Origin of the sequence: Delftia sp. DLF01, assembly GCF_014852125.1 — a bacterium.
GTDB classification, from domain to species: Bacteria; Pseudomonadota; Gammaproteobacteria; order Burkholderiales; family Burkholderiaceae_C; genus Comamonas; species Comamonas acidovorans.
In genome coordinates this window covers 1,153,247-1,169,892 of record NZ_JACVAZ010000002.1, presented here as the reverse complement: position 1 = coordinate 1,169,892, position 16,646 = coordinate 1,153,247, and the positions used below count along the sequence as shown (strand labels likewise).

Annotated in this window: 15 protein-coding genes; 10 read left to right on the top strand and 5 right to left on the bottom strand. The window is 68.1% G+C overall.

The features are described from left to right. Window positions 1-6 precede the first annotated feature (6 nt). The gene (locus IB269_RS13745; protein ID WP_097204025.1) at window positions 7-903 is read right to left on the bottom strand and encodes a LysR family transcriptional regulator; all 897 of its coding nucleotides are present in this window, start codon (window positions 901-903) and stop codon (window positions 7-9) included. A 94-nt stretch (window positions 904-997) separates the two neighbouring features. On the opposite strand from IB269_RS13745, the gene IB269_RS13740 reads away from it, so the two are divergent. Next, window positions 998-1,858, top strand: a complete 861-nt coding sequence (locus IB269_RS13740) for a DMT family transporter (RefSeq protein ID WP_097204024.1) — start codon at window positions 998-1,000, stop codon at window positions 1,856-1,858. Window positions 1,859-1,887: 29 nt separating this feature from the next. On the opposite strand, the gene IB269_RS13735 is transcribed toward IB269_RS13740, so the two are convergent. Both IB269_RS13735 and IB269_RS13730 read right to left on the bottom strand, forming a co-directional pair. After that, entirely contained in the window at window positions 1,888-2,472 is a 585-nt protein-coding gene (locus IB269_RS13735) for a DJ-1/PfpI family protein (protein WP_192367384.1), read from the bottom strand. Between the two features lie 159 nt (window positions 2,473-2,631). Next, window positions 2,632-3,555, bottom strand: a complete 924-nt coding sequence (locus IB269_RS13730; protein ID WP_012202931.1) for a phosphoribosylaminoimidazolesuccinocarboxamide synthase — start codon at window positions 3,553-3,555, stop codon at window positions 2,632-2,634. A gap of 364 nt (window positions 3,556-3,919) precedes the next feature. On the opposite strand from IB269_RS13730, the gene hpf reads away from it, so the two are divergent. From hpf to IB269_RS13685, 9 genes are all read left to right on the top strand, one after another. Further along, on the top strand, window positions 3,920-4,279 hold the full coding sequence (gene hpf / locus IB269_RS13725; protein WP_012202932.1) for a ribosome hibernation-promoting factor, HPF/YfiA family: 360 nt from the start codon (window positions 3,920-3,922) through the stop codon (window positions 4,277-4,279). Window positions 4,280-4,434: 155 nt separating this feature from the next. Then, a complete protein-coding gene (locus tag IB269_RS13720) occupies window positions 4,435-4,908 on the top strand; it encodes a PTS sugar transporter subunit IIA (RefSeq protein ID WP_013804474.1) in 474 nt (157 codons plus the stop codon). Window positions 4,909-4,948: 40 nt separating this feature from the next. Continuing rightward, the gene (hprK, locus tag IB269_RS13715) at window positions 4,949-5,905 is read left to right on the top strand and encodes an HPr(Ser) kinase/phosphatase (protein ID WP_013804473.1); all 957 of its coding nucleotides are present in this window, start codon (window positions 4,949-4,951) and stop codon (window positions 5,903-5,905) included. Window positions 5,906-6,145: 240 nt separating this feature from the next. After that, entirely contained in the window at window positions 6,146-8,335 is a 2,190-nt protein-coding gene (locus tag IB269_RS13710; protein WP_192367383.1) for a TonB-dependent receptor, read from the top strand. Window positions 8,336-8,339: 4 nt separating this feature from the next. Then, entirely contained in the window at window positions 8,340-10,106 is a 1,767-nt protein-coding gene (locus IB269_RS13705) for an enterochelin esterase domain-containing protein (protein WP_192367382.1), read from the top strand. 14 nt (window positions 10,107-10,120) lie between these two features. Further along, entirely contained in the window at window positions 10,121-11,131 is a 1,011-nt protein-coding gene (locus tag IB269_RS13700; RefSeq protein ID WP_192367381.1) for a siderophore ABC transporter substrate-binding protein, read from the top strand. Window positions 11,132-11,177: 46 nt separating this feature from the next. Then, on the top strand, window positions 11,178-12,161 hold the full coding sequence (locus IB269_RS13695) for an ABC transporter permease (protein ID WP_192367380.1): 984 nt from the start codon (window positions 11,178-11,180) through the stop codon (window positions 12,159-12,161). Further along, window positions 12,158-13,156: an iron chelate uptake ABC transporter family permease subunit gene (locus IB269_RS13690; protein WP_012202939.1), complete on the top strand. Its 999-nt coding sequence runs from the start codon at window positions 12,158-12,160 to the stop codon at window positions 13,154-13,156. Before IB269_RS13695 ends, IB269_RS13690 begins: the two co-directional genes overlap by 4 nt. Continuing rightward, entirely contained in the window at window positions 13,153-13,911 is a 759-nt protein-coding gene (locus tag IB269_RS13685) for an ABC transporter ATP-binding protein (protein WP_034389926.1), read from the top strand. The genes IB269_RS13690 and IB269_RS13685 overlap by 4 nt, the downstream gene beginning before the upstream one ends. A 182-nt stretch (window positions 13,912-14,093) precedes the next feature. Here IB269_RS13685 and queA read toward each other — a convergent pair whose 3' ends face one another. Together queA and IB269_RS13675 are read right to left on the bottom strand one after the other, a co-directional pair. Continuing rightward, a complete protein-coding gene (gene queA / locus IB269_RS13680) occupies window positions 14,094-15,194 on the bottom strand; it encodes a tRNA preQ1(34) S-adenosylmethionine ribosyltransferase-isomerase QueA (protein ID WP_034389929.1) in 1,101 nt (366 codons plus the stop codon). Between the two features lie 97 nt (window positions 15,195-15,291). Further along, a complete protein-coding gene (locus IB269_RS13675) occupies window positions 15,292-16,551 on the bottom strand; it encodes an HD-GYP domain-containing protein (RefSeq protein WP_192367379.1) in 1,260 nt (419 codons plus the stop codon). Between the last annotated feature and the right edge of the window lie 95 nt (window positions 16,552-16,646).

The following is a 16,646-nucleotide window of genomic DNA, read 5'->3' as shown; positions in this document are numbered from 1 at the left end:
CTACGCCTACTGCCGTACGGGATCGGCAAATCGCATCAACCCGCGCACCACGGCCTGCACGGCCGGGTCTTGTTGCGCGGCGCTGCGGCAGGCCAGTCCCAGCGGGCGTGTCAGTGCGGGGCTGAGTCCGCGCTGCTGCAGCGTGCGGCTGACGGCGTCCATGGGCTCCTCGCGCGGCAGGACCGTGGGGCCGTGGCCTGCTGCGACCAGGGCGCGTATGCCTTCGGGAAAGCTCATTTCCATGCGCGGCTGCGGCAGCAGGCCCGCCTGGGCGAACCATTGGGACAGCAGGCGGTGCATCTGGGTGCCGGCGGCAAAGCCTATCCAGGGCTGGGCGTTGAGCCATTCGGGCGTGATCTGGTCGGGCAGCGCCATCTGCGGCGAGGCGAACAGCTCCATGGGGTCGTTGCGCCAGGCCCGCATTTCCAGGCCGGAAGGCAAGGGCTGGGGCAGTCCGACCAGGGCCAGGTCCAGGTGGCCAGTCGCCAGGCGCTGCATGGCCTGGGCGGAGCTCACGACTTCCAGGCGCAGTTCCACGCCGGGCGCGTGCTCGGCCAGCCATTGCAGCAGTTCGGGCAAAAGCAAGGGGCTGACGCCGGCCGAGGCGCCTATGCGCACGCTGGCGCCAAAGCCCTCGGCACGCTTGCGCACCTGGCGCAGCAGGGATTCGCTGTCGGCCAGCAGGCGGCGTCCGCCTTCGGCCAGCAGAGCACCTGCGGGCGTCAGCTGCGCCTTTCGCTTGCCGCGCACCAGCAGCGGTGTGTCCAAGCGAGCTTCCAGCTCCTGGATGTGCAGGCTGACGGCGGGCGGCGACAGGTGAAGGGCCTGGGCGGCGGCAGCCAGCGTGCCCAGGTCGGCCACGGCCACCAGGGTCTGGAGCTGGTCAAGGTTCAGGCGTCGCATCAGGTTTCCTGAAGATGATGTTCCGAAGATTCGACTTTATCTAATCTGGGTGCGAATCCATCATCCCGTCCCGTATCAAGAACGAGGCCATGGAATGGAATTGAGCAATGCGGTGCTGGCCGCGGCCCTGGGGGCCGCGCTGATGAATGCGGGATGGAACAGCGCCATCAAGCTGGGCGGCGACAAGATGGTCGCCATGGCGCTGACCACGGGGCTGGCCAGCCTGTGGTCGCTGCTGATGCTGCCCTGGCTGGACTGGCGCGCGGCGGGGCTGTGGGACGCATCGGTGTGGTGGTGGCTGGCGGCCTCGGTGGCTGTGCACACCGTCTATCACTTCGTGCTGCCGCGCGCCTACCAGCATGGCGAGTTCGGCGTGGTCTACCCGGTGGCACGCGGCAGTGCGCCGCTGTTCGTCACGCTGGGCGCGGCGCTGCTGGCCGGTGAGTGGCCGGGCGTACCCGGGCTGGCCGGCGTGCTGTGCCTGTCGCTGGGCGTGCTGGCGCTGTCGGTGCGCAGCGGCGCGGCCAGCGGTTATGGCGGCAGCGGCTATGCGCTGGCCACGGGCGCCATGATTGCCTGCTATACGGTCATCGACGGGCTGGGGGCGCGCGCATCCGGCTCCGCGCTGTTCTATGCGGCCTTGCTCACGCTGGGCGATGGCCTGGCCACGGTGCTGATCGTCGCCTGGCGGCGCGGCCCCGCCGTGCTGCGCGCCGATGCCCGCACCTGGCGCCTGTGCGCCCTGGCCGCCGCCATGCAGCTGAGCGCCAGCTGGATGGCGACCTGGGCGCTGTCGCAGGCGCCCATGGGGCTGGTGTCTGCGCTGCGTGAAAGCAGCGTGCTGTTTGCGGGCTGGATTGCCGCATGGCTGATGCGCGAGCGCCTGGGCCACGTGCGCATGCTGGCCTCGGCCCTGGTCTTCGGCGGCATCGTGCTGGTGCGCTGGGGCGGTTGAGCCGCCCGGCGCCAACGGCCGCTGCGTGCTCAGCCGTGGCTGATGCGCGTGCCCAGGAGCGTCAGGAACTGGGCGATCCAGGCCGGATGGGCCGGCCAGGCGGGGGCGCTGACCAGGTTGCCTTCGGTGTGCGCCTGGTCCACGCCGATGTCGGCATAGGTGCCGCCGGCCAGTTCGACCTCGGCACGGCAGGCCGGGTAGGCCGAGCAGGTGCGGCCCTTGAGCACGCCGGCGCCGGCCAGCAGCTGGGCGCCGTGGCAGACGGCGGCCACGGGCTTGTTGTTGTCGAAGAAGTGGCGCACGGCGGCGCGCACGGCGTCGTAGTTGCGCAGGTACTCAGGGCCGCGTCCACCGGGGATCACCAGGGCGTCGTACTGCTCGGGCTTGATGTCGGCGAAGCTGGCGTTGAGCGTGAAGTTGTGGCCGGGCTTTTCGCTGTAGGTCTGCGCGCCCTCGAAATCATGGATGGCCGTCTTGATGTGTTCCCCGGCCTTCTTGTCGGGGCAGACCGCATGCACCGTGTGTCCCACGGCCTGCAGGGTCTGGAAGGGGACCATGGTTTCGTAGTCCTCGCAGTAGTCGCCACAGATCATCAGAATCTTCTTGCCAGCCATGTGCTTGCTCCTTCAGAAAAAGCCAGAGGAAGCGAACATTGTGGCAGCGTTGGTGACGCAGGCATGACCGGCTGCAAAAACGCAGGCCCGCAACAAAAAAAGAGAGCCGAAGCTCTCTTTTGCGGGGAAAGGCGCGCGGGGCCGGGCTACGGCGGGCCGTCAGGCCGTCAGGCGCTGCAGGGCTTCGCGGTACTTGGCGGCCGTCTTCTCGGTCACTTCCTGGGGCAGGCGCGGGGCCGGGGCCTTCTTGTCCCAGGGCTTGCCGTTGACCTGGGCCTGCTCCAGCCAGTCGCGCACGAACTGCTTGTCGTAGCTGGGCGGGTTCTCGCCATTGGCCAGGGCCTGGGCATAGCCCTCCACGGGCCAGTAGCGCGAGCTGTCGGGCGTGAGGACTTCGTCCATCAGCACCAGTTCGCCGTTCTCGTCCAGGCCGAATTCGAACTTGGTGTCGGCAATGATCATGCCCTTTTCGAGGGCGATGGCCGCAGCTTCCTTGTAGATGCGGATGGCCGTATCGCGGATCTGGGAGGCCAGCTTCTCGCCGACCATCTCCACCGTGCGCTCGTAGGTGATGTTCTCGTCATGGTCGCCCATCTCGGCCTTGGCGGCCGGGGTGTAGATGGGCTCGGGCAGCTTGGCGGCGTTGGTCAGGCCTTCGGGCAGGGGCACGCCGCAGACCGAGCGCGATTCCTGGTATTCCTTCCAGCCGCTGCCGGCCAGGTAGCCGCGCACCACGGCCTCGATCAGCACGGGCTTGAGGCGCTTGACCAGCATGGAGCGGCCCGTGACCTGGGGCACTTCGGCGGGCGTGACCACGGACTCGGGCGCTTCGCCGGTCAGGTGGTTGGGGCAGATGTGGCCGAGCTTGTCGAACCAGAACAGCGCCATTTGCGTCAGCAGCTCGCCCTTGCCGGGGATGGGCTCGCCCATGATCACGTCGAAGGCCGACAGGCGGTCCGAGGCCACCATCAGGATGCGGTCATCGCCCACGGCATAGTTGTCGCGCACCTTGCCGCGCGCGAGCAGCGGCAGCGAGGCAATGTTGGAAGTGTGCAGGGCGGAGGGGCGGGACTGGGTGGTCATGTGAGGCAAGGGGCAATCTGGCAAAGAGGCTGCAGCGGCCGGATGGCTGCAAGCGGCACGCGCAGGAGCGCGATTCTAACCAACGGCGCCTCACGGTGACGGGCGGCCCGTGGCAAGCCCCACCCCAGGGGCGCAGCCTGGCAAACCCGCCGATTGTGCGCCCAATTGCATGGCGCGCAAAACCCGCCTCCAAGGCCCTGCACCGTCCTGCGCTATCGGCTTGCGGCGTTGCTTTTGGGCAGACCCCGGCGCATAGTGGATTCGCAAGCAAACGAATGCGCATTCCGGCCTGCAAGCACCTGTCCCGGCGGATCGTCTCCCGGTGGACCGGGCTGTTTTCATCCAGAGCAAGGAGTGTTTAGATATGAATCTGACGATTAGTGGGCATCACCTGGAGGTCACTCCCTCGCTGCGCAGTTACGTCATGGCCAAGCTCGAACGCATTCTTCGACACTTTGACCAGGTGGTGGATGTAAAGGTCTTGCTGACCGTTCATAACCAAAAGGAGAAGGAAAAGCGCCAACGTGCCGGTTGCACGCTGCGCGTCAAGGGCCAGGATCTTTTTGTCGAGACCTCTCACTTCGATCTCTACGCCGCCGTCGATGCGCTGGCTGACAAGCTGGACCGCGTGGTGGTGCGCTACAAGACCCGCCAGCAGGGCAGCCGCTATGGTTCGGCCAAGCGACTCGATGATGCTGGGCTGACCTTGGCGTCAGTCGGGTGACAGGTAAGGCGCCAGCCCTGTGCGGGCGCTTACAATACCTGCGCTTTTGTGGCTGATGAGCCACGCACGACCACCGCCCTTCGGGGCGGTTTTTGATGGGGGTCAGGGTTTCCCCACGGTTTCCGGCACTGCGGTGCATAATTGTTTCCCGAACCATGAACCGTCTTGCCTCCATCCTGCCCGCCGCTCAAGTGCTCGTGAGCGTCGACGTCACCAGCAAAAAGCGCGCTTTCGAAGAAGCAGGTCTGCTCTTCGAGAGCCTGCATGGCCTGTCCCGCGCACTCATCACCGACAGCCTGTTTGCACGCGAACGCCTGGGCTCGACGGGGCTTGGCCACGGCGTGGCCATTCCCCATGGGCGCATCAAGGGCCTGACCGCTCCCATGGCGGCCGTGTTCCAACTGGACAATCCCATTGGTTTCGATGCTCCCGATGAGCAGCCCGTGGGCCTGCTGATCTTTCTGCTGGTTCCCGAAGCGGCCACCCAGAAGCATCTGGAAATCCTGTCCGAAATCGCCGAGCTTCTCAGCGACAGCCAGCTGCGCGAGCGCCTGAAGTCCTGCGCCGATGCGGCCCGGCTGCATGGAATGATTGCCGGCTGGCAGTCCTCCGCTGCGCCCCTGGTCTAGTCTTCCAGACTTTTTCCTTCCCTTTTTCACGGGCCTTGCCATGAGACCCAGTGCCATCAGCGCCGATGTCCTGTTCGAGGAGTTCCGCTCCAGCCTGCGCTGGGAGTGGGTGGCGGGCCTGGGAGCCTCGGAGCGCCGTTTCGACGAGATGGCCGTGCGCTCGGCGCGCTCCGGCGCGGACCTCGTCGGCTACCTGAACTACATCCATCCCTACCGGCTGCAGGTGCTGGGCGAGCGCGAGATCGCCTATCTGAGCAATGCCACGCCGCAGGACTGCCAGCGCCGCGTGGCACGCATCGTCACGCTGGAGCCGCCCGTGCTGGTGCTGGCCGACGGGCAGACGGCGCCCGATGCGCTGCTGTCCATGTGCGAGCGCGCCCACATTCCCATGTTCTCCACGCGCGAGCAGTCGGCCTTCGTGATCGATGTGCTGCGCGCCTACCTGGCCAAGCATTTCGCCGACCGCACCACCATGCACGGCGTGTTCATGGACATCCTGGGCATGGGGGTGCTGATCACGGGCGAGTCGGGCCTGGGCAAGAGCGAGCTGGGGCTGGAACTGGTGACGCGCGGCAACGGCCTGGTGGCCGACGATGCCGTGGACCTGTACCGCATCAACCAGACCACGATCGAGGGCAAGTGCCCCGAGCTGCTGCAGAACCTGCTGGAGGTGCGCGGCATCGGGCTGCTGGACATCCGCGCCATCTTTGGCGAGACGGCCGTGCGCCGCAAGATGCGCCTCAAGCTCATCGTGCACCTGGTGCGCAAGGAAACCATGGAGCGCGAGTACGAGCGCCTGCCGGCCGAGCCGCTGACGCAGGATGTGCTCGGCGTGCCCGTGCGCAAGGTGGTGATCCAGGTGGTGGCGGGCCGCAACATCGCCGTGCTGGTCGAGGCCGCCGTGCGCAATGCCATCTTGCAGCTGCGCGGCATCGACACCTACCAGGAATTCGTGCAGCGCCACCGCCGCGCCATGGAGCGCGGCGACACCTTCTAGCGGCCGCTGGCGTCGCCGAGGCCGGGCCGCCTGTTGCCTGGCCCCCACTGTTTTCAACGCGATTGTTTGCTGGCCGTGCGCCCATGTTTGCGCGCGGTGCGTTGTTGCCGCTTTCTTAATAAGAATAATTCTCATTTTCTATAATTCGGGCAGATGCCGTATCCGGCCTGTGTCCGAGTGTGTCCGAGTGGCTCCGGGCTGGATGCGGCGCATTTCCTTCCGTCTCGAAAGCCCTCCCGGATGTCTTCCCGTACCCGCATCGGCCTGCCGCGCGCAGGCGCTGTCAGCCCCTTCACCCCTGTTTGCACCCCTGTTTGCACGCTCCACCGCCTGGGCACCATTGCCCGTGTCTGCGCCATGGTGGCTGCCGCGGCGCTGCCCGCCGGCGCCTGGGCCGCTGACGCTGAGCTGGGCGAGGTCACGGTGCGCGGCACCACCGATCCCCAGACCCTTCCCGCGGTGGCCCCGGGCGGCCAAGTGGCCAAGGGTGCGGGCCTGGGCGTGCTGGGCCAGCGCGATGTGATGGACACGCCGTTCAACATCACCTCCTACACGGCCGAAGGCATTGCCAACCAGAACGCGGCCACGCTGATGTCGGTGCTGGAAAACGATCCTTCGGTGCGATTCACCACCAACACCGGCCATGCCTACGAGAACTTCACCATCCGCGGCCTGGGGGTGAATGCCTCGGAGCTGGGCTTCAACGGCCTGTATGGATTGGCGCCCGACGGCCACGTGCCCGTCGAGATGATCGAGCGCGTGGAGGTGCTCAAGGGCCCCGGTGCGCTGATGAGCGGCATGACGCCCGGCGGTGCCGTGGGCGGCACCATCAACCTGGTGACCAAGCGCCCGCTGGCCCAGGATCTCACGCGCGTGACCACCATGTTCAGCAGCGGCTCGCAGCTGGGCCTGCAGGCCGATGTCTCGCGCCGCTTCGGCCCCGAGCGCCGCCTGGGCATACGCGTCAACGGCAGCACCTCGAGCGGCGACACCGAGATCGACGGCCAGAACCGCCGCCATGGCCTGGGCGCGCTGGCGCTGGACTACCAGGGCGACGGCTTCACGCTCGGCCTGGATGCCTACAGCTACCGCTCCACCATCCGCGATGGCAGCCCGATGATGGTCAGCATGCAGAACCTCAAGCAGGTCATCGCGGCGCCCGACGCCACGACCAACCTGTTCCCCGGCATACACGCCAAGCAGCAAAGCGATGCGCTGATGCTGCGCGGCTCGGTGGACCTGGGCGCGGACTGGACGCTGTTCGGCTCCGCAGGCACGGCGCAGCATGCCTACGACGGCATGCTCAACGGCACGCGCGTGGTGCTGCGCGCCCAGGGCGACGGCTCGGCCGTGGGCCAGACCTACAACCAGTACGGCTATACCGACAGCACGGCGGCCGAGTTCGGCGTGCGCGGGCGCCTGCGCACGGGCGGCGTGAACCACCTGCTGGTGGCCTCCCTGAACTGGATGAACCAGAAGGGTGGACGCGCGGCCGTGGCCACCAGCGCCAGCTACATCACCAACATCTACAACCCCGCGCCCATCACGCTGGCCGGCCCCTACGGCGCCATCAAGCAGGAGCGCGACGATGTGCTCAGCAGCCTGGCCCTGGCCGACACGCTGAGCTGGGGCGGCGATGCCGTGCAACTGACCGTGGGCGCACGCCTGCAGCGCGTGAACCAGAAGATGGCGGGCTACAACGAGCAGGCCGTCTCGCCCGCGTTGGGCCTGGTGGTCAAGCCCTGGGGCGATGCGGTCTCGCTGTATGCCAACCATGTGCAGGGCCTGAGCGCGGGCTCCATCGTCGGCGCCACCTATGCCAATGCCGGCGAAGTGTTCGCGCCCTACAAGACCAAGCAGTTCGAGATCGGCGCCAAGTGGCGCACGGGTGATTTCACGCAGACGGTCTCGCTGTTCCAGATCGAGCGGCCCTCGTCCGTGGTGGAGATCGCGACCAACCGCCTGCTGATGGATGGCGAGCAGCGCAACCGGGGCCTGGAGTGGAATGTGTTCGGCGAGCCGCTGCGCGGCACGCGCGTGCTGGGCGGCCTGGCCTACACCCAGGCCATCCAGAGCAAGACCCAGGGCGGCGCGCGCGATGGCTTCGGCGTCTACGGCGTGCCGCGCTGGACGGCCAACCTGGGCGGCGAATGGGACGTGCCCGCGCTGCCGGGCGCCACGCTCACCGGCCGCCTGATCTACACGGGTGCGCAATGGGTGAATTCGGCCAACACGCTGAAGATGCCCAGCTGGACCCGCGTGGACGTGGGCGCGCGCTATGCCACCCGCATCGCGGCCAAACCCGTCACCTTCCGCGCCACGGTGGAGAACCTGTTCGACAAGTCCTACTGGGCCGGCAGCTTCAACGACAACTTCGCCACCACGGGCGGCCCGCGCACGGTGCGTGTCTCGGCCACGGTGGACTTCTGACGCCATGGCGCAAGCTGCAAGACAAGGCCTGTGCCTGGCCGCCTCGCTGCTGTGCCTGCTGGGCGCAGCCGTCCATGCCGGTGAAGACATGACGGCAGCCGCATCGGGGCAGGCCCTGGCCGCACGGTCGGGCACGCTGGCGCCGGGCCAGGCGGCCACAGGGGTCCTGGCTGCCGGTGGGCGCGAGTCCTGGCGCGTCGATCTGCCCGCCGGCCACGTGGTCCAGGGTGAATTCGAAGGGCAGGGCGTGGCCCTGGACCTGGAGGATGCCCAGGGCCGGCACCTGCGCCGCCTGGCGCGGCCCGATGGCGGTGCGCAGTCGCTGATGTGGGTCACGGAGGGGGCCGGCAGGCAAAGGCTGGTGGCGCGCCACATCGCAACGGACGCGCTGATGGCCGGCGAGGTGAAATCCGCAGCCGGCCGCTTTGCGCTGCGGTTGACCTCCAGTCTGGCGCCGTTGGGCGCCAAGGCTGTGCAGGCCCCGGAGCGGCCTGCGCTGGAAAGCCCACGCCTGCAGGCCCTGGCGCAGGCTATCCAGCGCGGCGCGGGTTCGGGCGTGGCGGCAGACGCCTTCTGGCGGCGCGTGCAGGAGGAGGGCGCGCCGATGGTGGAGCCGCTGCCCGGCGGCCAGTCCCTGGTCACCTTCCTGTGGCGTGGCCAGCCGCGCGCCGGCATGCAGGGGGTTCGCCTTTTCGGCAGCCCGGCCGGCAATCACGATCCCTTGCAGCACCTCGACGGCAGCGATGTCTGGTGGGCCAGCTTCCGCATGGCCGACAACGCGCGGCTCAGTTACCGCCTGGCGCCCGATGTGCCGCTGATCGCAGGCTCGGCCATGGAGCAGCGCCGCGCCCTGCTGGCCACGGCGCAGCGCGATCCGCTCAATCCCAAGGTGTTTCCGCAGCCCCCCGAGGGGGGCTTCATCGACGCCTTCCAGGGCGCCTCCGTGCTGGAGCTGCCCAAGGCCCCACCCCAGCCCTGGGTGGCGCCACGCGCGGGCGTGGCCCAGGGGGCGCTGGTGCAGCACCGCCTGTCCAGCCGCGTACTGGGCAACAGCCGCGATGTCTGGACCTACCGCCCGGCGGGCGGCCAGGCGCCCGAGGCGCTTCTGGTGCTGTTCGACGGCAACGCCTATGCGAAGCAGGTGTCCACGCCCACCCTCATCGACAACCTCATGGCCGACGGGCTGATCCCGCCCACGGCCGTGGTGCTGGTGGACAACGCCAGCCCGCAGGCGCGCGGCAGGGAGTTGCCGCCCAACACCGCCTTCGCGCGCTTTCTGGATGAGGAGCTGATGCCCTGGGTGGGTGAACAGGGCCTGGGCCAGCCGGCGGCGCGCACGGTGATCGGTGGCTCCAGCTTTGGCGGCCTGGCCTCGGCCTATGCGGGTCTGGTCAATGCGCGCTGGTTTGGCAACGTGCTGAGCATGTCGGGATCGTTCTGGTGGTCGCCGGCCGGCGAGGTGCCGGGCTGGGTGCAGCGCCGCTATGCCCAGGAGCCGCGCCAGCCCGTGCGCTTTTATCTGGATGCGGGCCGCTACGAGCGCGCACGCGGCGGGCAGGACGGCATCCTGGAAACCAACCGCCACCTGGCCGATGTGCTGCGCGCCAAGGGCTACGAGGTCACCCAGGCCGAGCACGAGACCAGCCATGACTACCTGCAGTGGCAGGGCTCGCTGGCCTGCGGCCTGGTGGCCCTGCTCAACCCCGGGCGCTTTGCCCAGGGCCTGCCGGCCTGCGAGCGCATGCCGGACGGCACGCCCGCACTTCCCTGATGCCGCAAAGGCCAATGTTTGAACTTCCTGGCAATACAGCAATCACTGTAAAGATGAACACCATGAATGCAAATCATTCCCGTCGCCGGATCCTGGCGAAGATGGGCCAGGGCCTGGGCGTGCTGGTCACGCTGCCGCTGGCGGCGCAGATGTCCCATGCCCAGACGGCAGCGGCTGGCAAGACCGTGACCGTGCCGCATGCCAAGGGCGAGATCCAGGTGCCCTTCAAGCCCGTGCGCGTGCTGGTGTTCGAGCTGGCGGCGCTGGACACGCTGCAGGCGCTGGGCGGCGAGGTGCGGGGAGTGCCCGAGTTCAAGATGCCGCCGCTGCTGGCCCGCTATGCCGATGCCAGGTATGCGCGCATCGGCAGCCTGTTCGAGCCCGACTACGAATCCATCAAGGCGCTGTCGCCCGACCTCATCATCGTGGGCGGCCGCTCCGAAGCCAAGTACAAGGAGCTGTCACGCTTCGCGCCCGTGCTGGACCTCAGTGTCAGCGACCAGCACCAGATGGCCGACATCTACCGCAACATCCGCACGCTGGGCGCCGTCTACGGCCTGCAGGACAAGGCCGAGGCCGAGGTCCGGTCCGTGGAGCAGGCCATTACCGCACTGCATGGGAAGGCGCAGGACGCCGGCAAGGGGCTGGTGCTGCTGACCTCGGGCGGCAAGCTCAGTGCCTATGGGCCGGGTTCGCGCTTCGGCATGCTGCACGATGTGTTCGGCGTGAAGCCGGCCATCGACAACCTGACGGTGGCGCGCCATGGGCAGGTGGTCTCCTTCGAGTTCCTGCTCAAGACCAATCCCGACTGGCTGTTCGTCATCGACCGTGACGTGGCCATCGGCCAGGATGGCAAGACCGCCCAGCAACTGCTGGACAACCCGCTGGTGCGTGCCACCAAGGCATGGCGCGGCAAGCAGGTGGTCTATCTGAATGCGGCCAACTGGTACACCCTGTCCAACGCCGGGCCGGGCGCGCTGAAAGCCAATATCCAGCAACTGTCGGATGCCTTCACCCGCACATGACCTTAAAGCGTTGAGCCCGCCTGTCGCCACCGCGCACGCCGCGCCCATGTCACGCCCATCGCGCCAGGCCCTTGCCTGGCTTTTCGCGCTGGGCCTGTTGCTGGCGCTGTCGCTGGCCAGCCTGATGGTGGGTGCCGGCGACATGCACTGGAGCGTGCTGTGGTCGCGCAGCGAGGACGACCTGGCCAGCCAGGTGCTGGTGTACAGCCGCGTGCCGCGCACGCTGGCCCTGGTGCTGGCCGGCGCATCGATGGCGGTCTGCGGACTGCTCATGCAGATGCTGGCGCGCAACCATTTCGTGGAGCCTTCCACCGTGGGCACGGTGGAGTCGGCCAGCCTGGGCATGCTGGCCGCGTTCCTCTGGGTGCCGCATTGGCCGGTGATGGCCAAGATGGGGATTTCGGCCGTGGCGGCGCTGCTGGGCACGGCGCTGTTCCTGGCCGTGCTCTCGCGCATCCGGCTGCATTCGTCGTGGATGGTGCCCCTGGTCGGCCTGGTGCTGGCCGGCGTGCTGGAGGCAGCCGCCAGCTTTCTGGCGCTGCAGTTCGACATGATGCAGGCGCTCAAGTCCTGGTCCAACGGCGATTTCTCGCTGGTGGTCCAAGGCCGCTACGAGTTGCTGTGGCTGTCGCTGGGCGTCACGGCCCTGGCCTGCCTGGCGGCCGACCGCTTCACCGTGGCGGGCCTGGGCGAGAGCTTTGCCACCAACCTGGGCCTGAACTACCGGCGCCTGGTGTGGCAGGGGCTGGTGGTGGTGGCCGTGGCCACCTCGGCCGTGGTGGTCACGGCCGGCAGCCTGCCCTTCGTGGGCTTGATCGTGCCCAACGTGGTGCGCCTGGTCCTGGGCGACAACGTGCGCCGCAGCGTGCTGTGGGTGGCGCTGATCGGCGCGGGCCTGACCGTGCTGTGCGACCTGGTCGGGCGGCTGCTGATCGCTCCCTATGAAATTCCCGTGGGCACCGTGCTGGGCGTGCTGGGCAGTGCCCTGTTCCTGGCGCTGATCCTGCGCCGCCGCAAGGACCGTGCATGAGCAGCCTGCCGCAATCCGTTGCTTCCGATGGGCCTGCAGCGCGCAGCTGGGGCCATGGCGCGCGCCTGGCGCTGCTGGGCGCGCTGGCCCTGCTGTGCCTGCTGGCCTTCATGACCGTGGGCGTCAAGACCGACTGGGCCTTCGTGCTGGAACACCGGGGCGCCAAGGTGCTGACCATGGCGCTGGTGGCCTGTGCCATCGGCCTGTCCACCGTGGTGTTCCAGACCGTGTCGCACAACACCATCCTCACGCCTTCCGTCATGGGGCTGGATGCGCTGTACCTGTTCGTGCAGGCGTCCATGGTGCTGATGCTGGGCGCGGCGGGCGTGTCCGCCATGGGCGAGGTCGGGCGCTATGCGCTCAACATCGTGCTGATGATGGGCTTCAGCGTGCTGCTGATGCGCTGGCTGTTCGTGGGCCATGCCAGCAGCCTGCACCTGATGCTGCTGGTGGGCATGGTGGGAGGCATCTTCTTTCGCAGCCTGGCCGGGCTGGCCATGCGCGTGCTCGATCCCAATGAGTTCACGGCGCTGCAGGACCGCATGTTCGCCAACTTCAACGCGGTGAACCTGCAGCTGCTGCTGCCGTCGCTGCTGCTGATCGCCCTGGGCAGCGCCTGGATCTGGCGGCAGCGCCGCGTGCTGGACGTGATCTCGCTGGGGCGCGATGCCGCCGTCAGCCTGGGCCTGGACTACGAGGGCCGCGTGCTGCGGCTGCTCGCCGTGGTGGCCTGCATGGTGGCCGTGTCCACGGCCCTGGTCGGCCCGGTGATCTTCTTCGGCCTGCTGGTCAGCAACATGGCCTATCACGCCATGGGCACGCGCCGCCATGCCTGGGTGCTGCCTGCGGCCGTGCTCTGGGGCTGCGTGCTGCTCATGGGCGGGCAGGTGCTGCTGGAGCAGCTTTTTCAATTCAATACCGTGCTGAGCATCGTGGTGGAGTTCCTGGGTGGAATCGTCTTCATCGTGCTGCTCATGCGCAAGGGGACCCAATGATCGAGGTGCGTGATCTGCTCAAGCGCCATGGCGGCACGGCAGTGCTGCAGGAGCTCAATTTCGATGTGCCCGAGCGGGCGCTGACGGCCATCATCGGGCCCAACGGGGCGGGCAAGTCCACGCTGCTGTCCCTGGTCAGCCGTCTCATGCCCATCACGGCGGGCAAGGTGCGGGTGGCCGGCCTCGACGTGGCCACCACGCCCACCGAGGCGCTGGCGCGCATCATGGCCATCCTGCGCCAGGACAACCAGAGCACGCTGCGCCTGACGGTGCGCGACCTGGTGGGCTTTGGCCGCTTTCCGCACAGCAAGGGCCGGCTGGGCCCCGAAGACCTGCGCCATGTGGACGAGGCGCTGGAGTACCTGCAGCTCACGCCGCTGGCCGAGCGCTTTCTCGACGAGCTGTCAGGCGGCCAGCGCCAGCGCGCCTACATCGCCATGGTGCTGTGCCAGGACACGCCCTTCATCCTGCTGGACGAGCCGCTGAACAACCTGGACATGGCCCACGCTGTCAGCATGATGGGCCTGCTGCGCCGCGCCGTCACCGAGCGCGGCAAGACCGTGGTCATGGTGCTGCACGACATCAACTTCGCCTCCTGCTACGCCGACCACATCATCGCGCTCAAGGACGGACGCCTGGCCGTGGCGGGCACGCCGGCCGAGGTTGTGCAGGACGAGGTCCTCAGCACCCTCTACGGCATCCCCGTCAGCGTGCACGAGGTCAAGGGCCGCAGGCTCTGCCATTACTTTGGTTGAACATGCGGCGTTTCGGGCTTGGCGCTTGAACCTGGCGCGGCCTGAGGCGAGGGACACCAAGCAAGGGCCTAAGCCGGCCGCGCCGCCCCGCCGCGAGGGTGTCGCTGGCTGCCCGTACGCCCCCCCTCCCTCGCGAAGCGGGTAGAGAGGCGCCGTGCAACGGGGGGAAGGCGCGAAGCGACTCAGGGGGTGCTTTTCTTCTTCAGCAGCATGGAATCGCCATAGCTGAAGAAACGGTACTCCTGCGCAATCGCATGGCGGTACAGCGCCATCACCTGCTCGTAGCCCGCGAAGGCGCTGACCAGCATCATCAGCGTGCTCTTGGGCAGGTGGAAGTTGGTGATCAGCAGATCGACCACCTGGTACTCGAAGCCGGGCGTGATGAAGATGCGCGTGTCGCCGGAGAACTGGCCTGTCTGGGCCCAGGACTCCAGCGTGCGCACCGTGGTCGTGCCCACGGCGACGACGCGGCCGCCGCGCTGGCGGCAGCGTTCCAGCGCAGCCAGCGTGGCCAGCGGGATCTCGTACCACTCGCTGTGCATCTGGTGGTCGGCCAGGTTCTCGGTCTTCACGGGCTGGAAGGTGCCGGCGCCCACGTGCAGCGTGACGCTGGCGCGCTCGATGCCGCGCTCGGCCAGGCGGGCCAGCACGGCGTCGTCAAAGTGCAGGGCGGCCGTGGGCGCGGCCACGGCGCCGGGGCGGGCCGCGAAGACGGTCTGGTAGCGCTCGCTGTCTTCGGCGGCATCGGGGTCGTTGCCGGTGTCCTGGTGGCGCTCGATATAGGGCGGCAGCGGCAGGTGGCCGAAGCGCTCCATCAGCTCGTGCGGCGTCTCGCCGCGCGGGCCTTCGAAGCTCAGGTGGAACAGCGGGCCGTTCTCGTCGGGCCAGCGGCCGCGCAGCACGGCGTCGAAGCCGCCGCGGTTCTTGCCGCCGCACAGGTGGATGCGTGAGCCGGGCAGGGGCTTCTTGCTGACGCGCATGTGGGCCACGACATCGTTGCCTTCGAGCACGCGCTCGACCAGCAGCTCCAGCCGGCCGCCGCTGGCCTTCTCGCCGAAGATGCGCGCCTTGAGCACGCGCGTGTCGTTGAACACCAGCAGGTCGCCGGGCTGCAGCAGGTCGGGCAGCTCGTGGAAGATGCGGTCGGTGGGCGGGGTGGCATCGTCGCGGCCGTCGAGCAGGCGCGAGGCGCTGCGCTGGGCGGCAGGATGCTGGGCGATCAGGTTCTCAGGAAGCTCGAAGTCGAAATCGCTGAGCGAAAACACACGGGACAGGGAGGACATGCAGTGCTTGAGGGCCGGACATGGCCCGTTCCAAGTTCGTTGAACGGAAGTCCGCCATTGTCGCAAACCCTGGGGTCATCCCGGAATTTCGCGGCGGTCACTTGGCCATCTGGGCCTGTGTCTGGGGCTGGCGCTCGAACTCCAGCCACAGCGTCTCCAGATCCGGGAAGTCCCAGTTCGCCGGGTCCTCGCGCGCGATGATGCGGTCGTTGCCCTGGCTCTCGGACAGGTCCTCGATCTCGGGCGTGATGCGGCAGGCCTGGCGCAGCGAATAGAACACCTTGACGCGCGGCGCCAGCAGGCTGCCCGGCGAGGCATCGACCACGACGGCCAGGCGCTGCGAATGCAGGCGCACCAGCGAGCCCAGCGGATAGATGCCAACGGTCTGCACGAACTGCTCGAACAGCCGTTTGTCGAAATGGCGGGGGCTCCACTCGGCCATGCGCCGCAGCGCCTCCGAGGGCGGCCAGCCCTTCTTGTAGGGCCGGTCCGAGGTGATGGCGTCGTAGACATCGCAGATCGCCGTCATGCGCGCCAGCAGGCCGATGTCGCCCTGCTGCAGTCCGTCGGGGTAGCCGCTGCCGTCCACCTTTTCGTGGTGGTGCAGGCAGGCATCGATGACCTCGTCGTCCAGGCCCAGCGGGCGCAGCAGCTGCTCGCCATGGCGTGGGTGGGCGCGCATCAGCGACCATTCGGCATCGTCCAGCGGCCCCGGCTTGTTGAGCACGGCGACCGGGATCGCGGTCTTGCCCAGGTCGTGCATGAGACCGGCCATGCCGGCCTTGCGCAGGCTGTGGTCGTCCAGGCCCATGCGCTTGGCCAGCGCCACCATCAGCGCGCACACGGCCAGGCTGTGCATGTAGGTGTAGTCGTCGGCCGTCTTCAGCCGTGCCAGGCCGATCAGGGCGTGGGGATTGCGCGCCACGGAGGCCGTCACATCGTCCACCAGCTGCCCGGCGGCCGTGGCGTCCACGGGCCGGCCCAGCCGCGCGTCGCTGAACAGGCGGCTGAGCAATTGCTTGGCCTGCACGCAGGTCTGCGCGGCGCGGCGCAGCTCGGTGGCGGTGGAAATGGGGGCCGTGCTCTGCTCGGAGACAGGGCGGGCGCTGTCCGGGATCTGGTGGCGAAGCTCGTCCTGCGGGTCAAAGCGCAGGCAAGGCACCTGGACACCCACGTCCAGGCCCTTGCGCACGTCGATCCAGACCTCCTGGATGGAGGTGGAGCGCAGGCGCTGGAGGTCGGCCTCGGAGCGGAGCAGGAAACGGGTTCGCCAAAAAGGATGCTCCATCCAGGAGCCGCAGAACTCGTGCAGGAACATGCCCAGAGTGACATGCTGGACATTGATACGCTTCAACATGGCATTCGGTGGCGGGGTAACACTACGTAACGTCAGCGTGCATGGTAGCGGCTTCCCCAGAGACCCGGGGCCTCAAGGGTGCTTTGGGCAAGGGC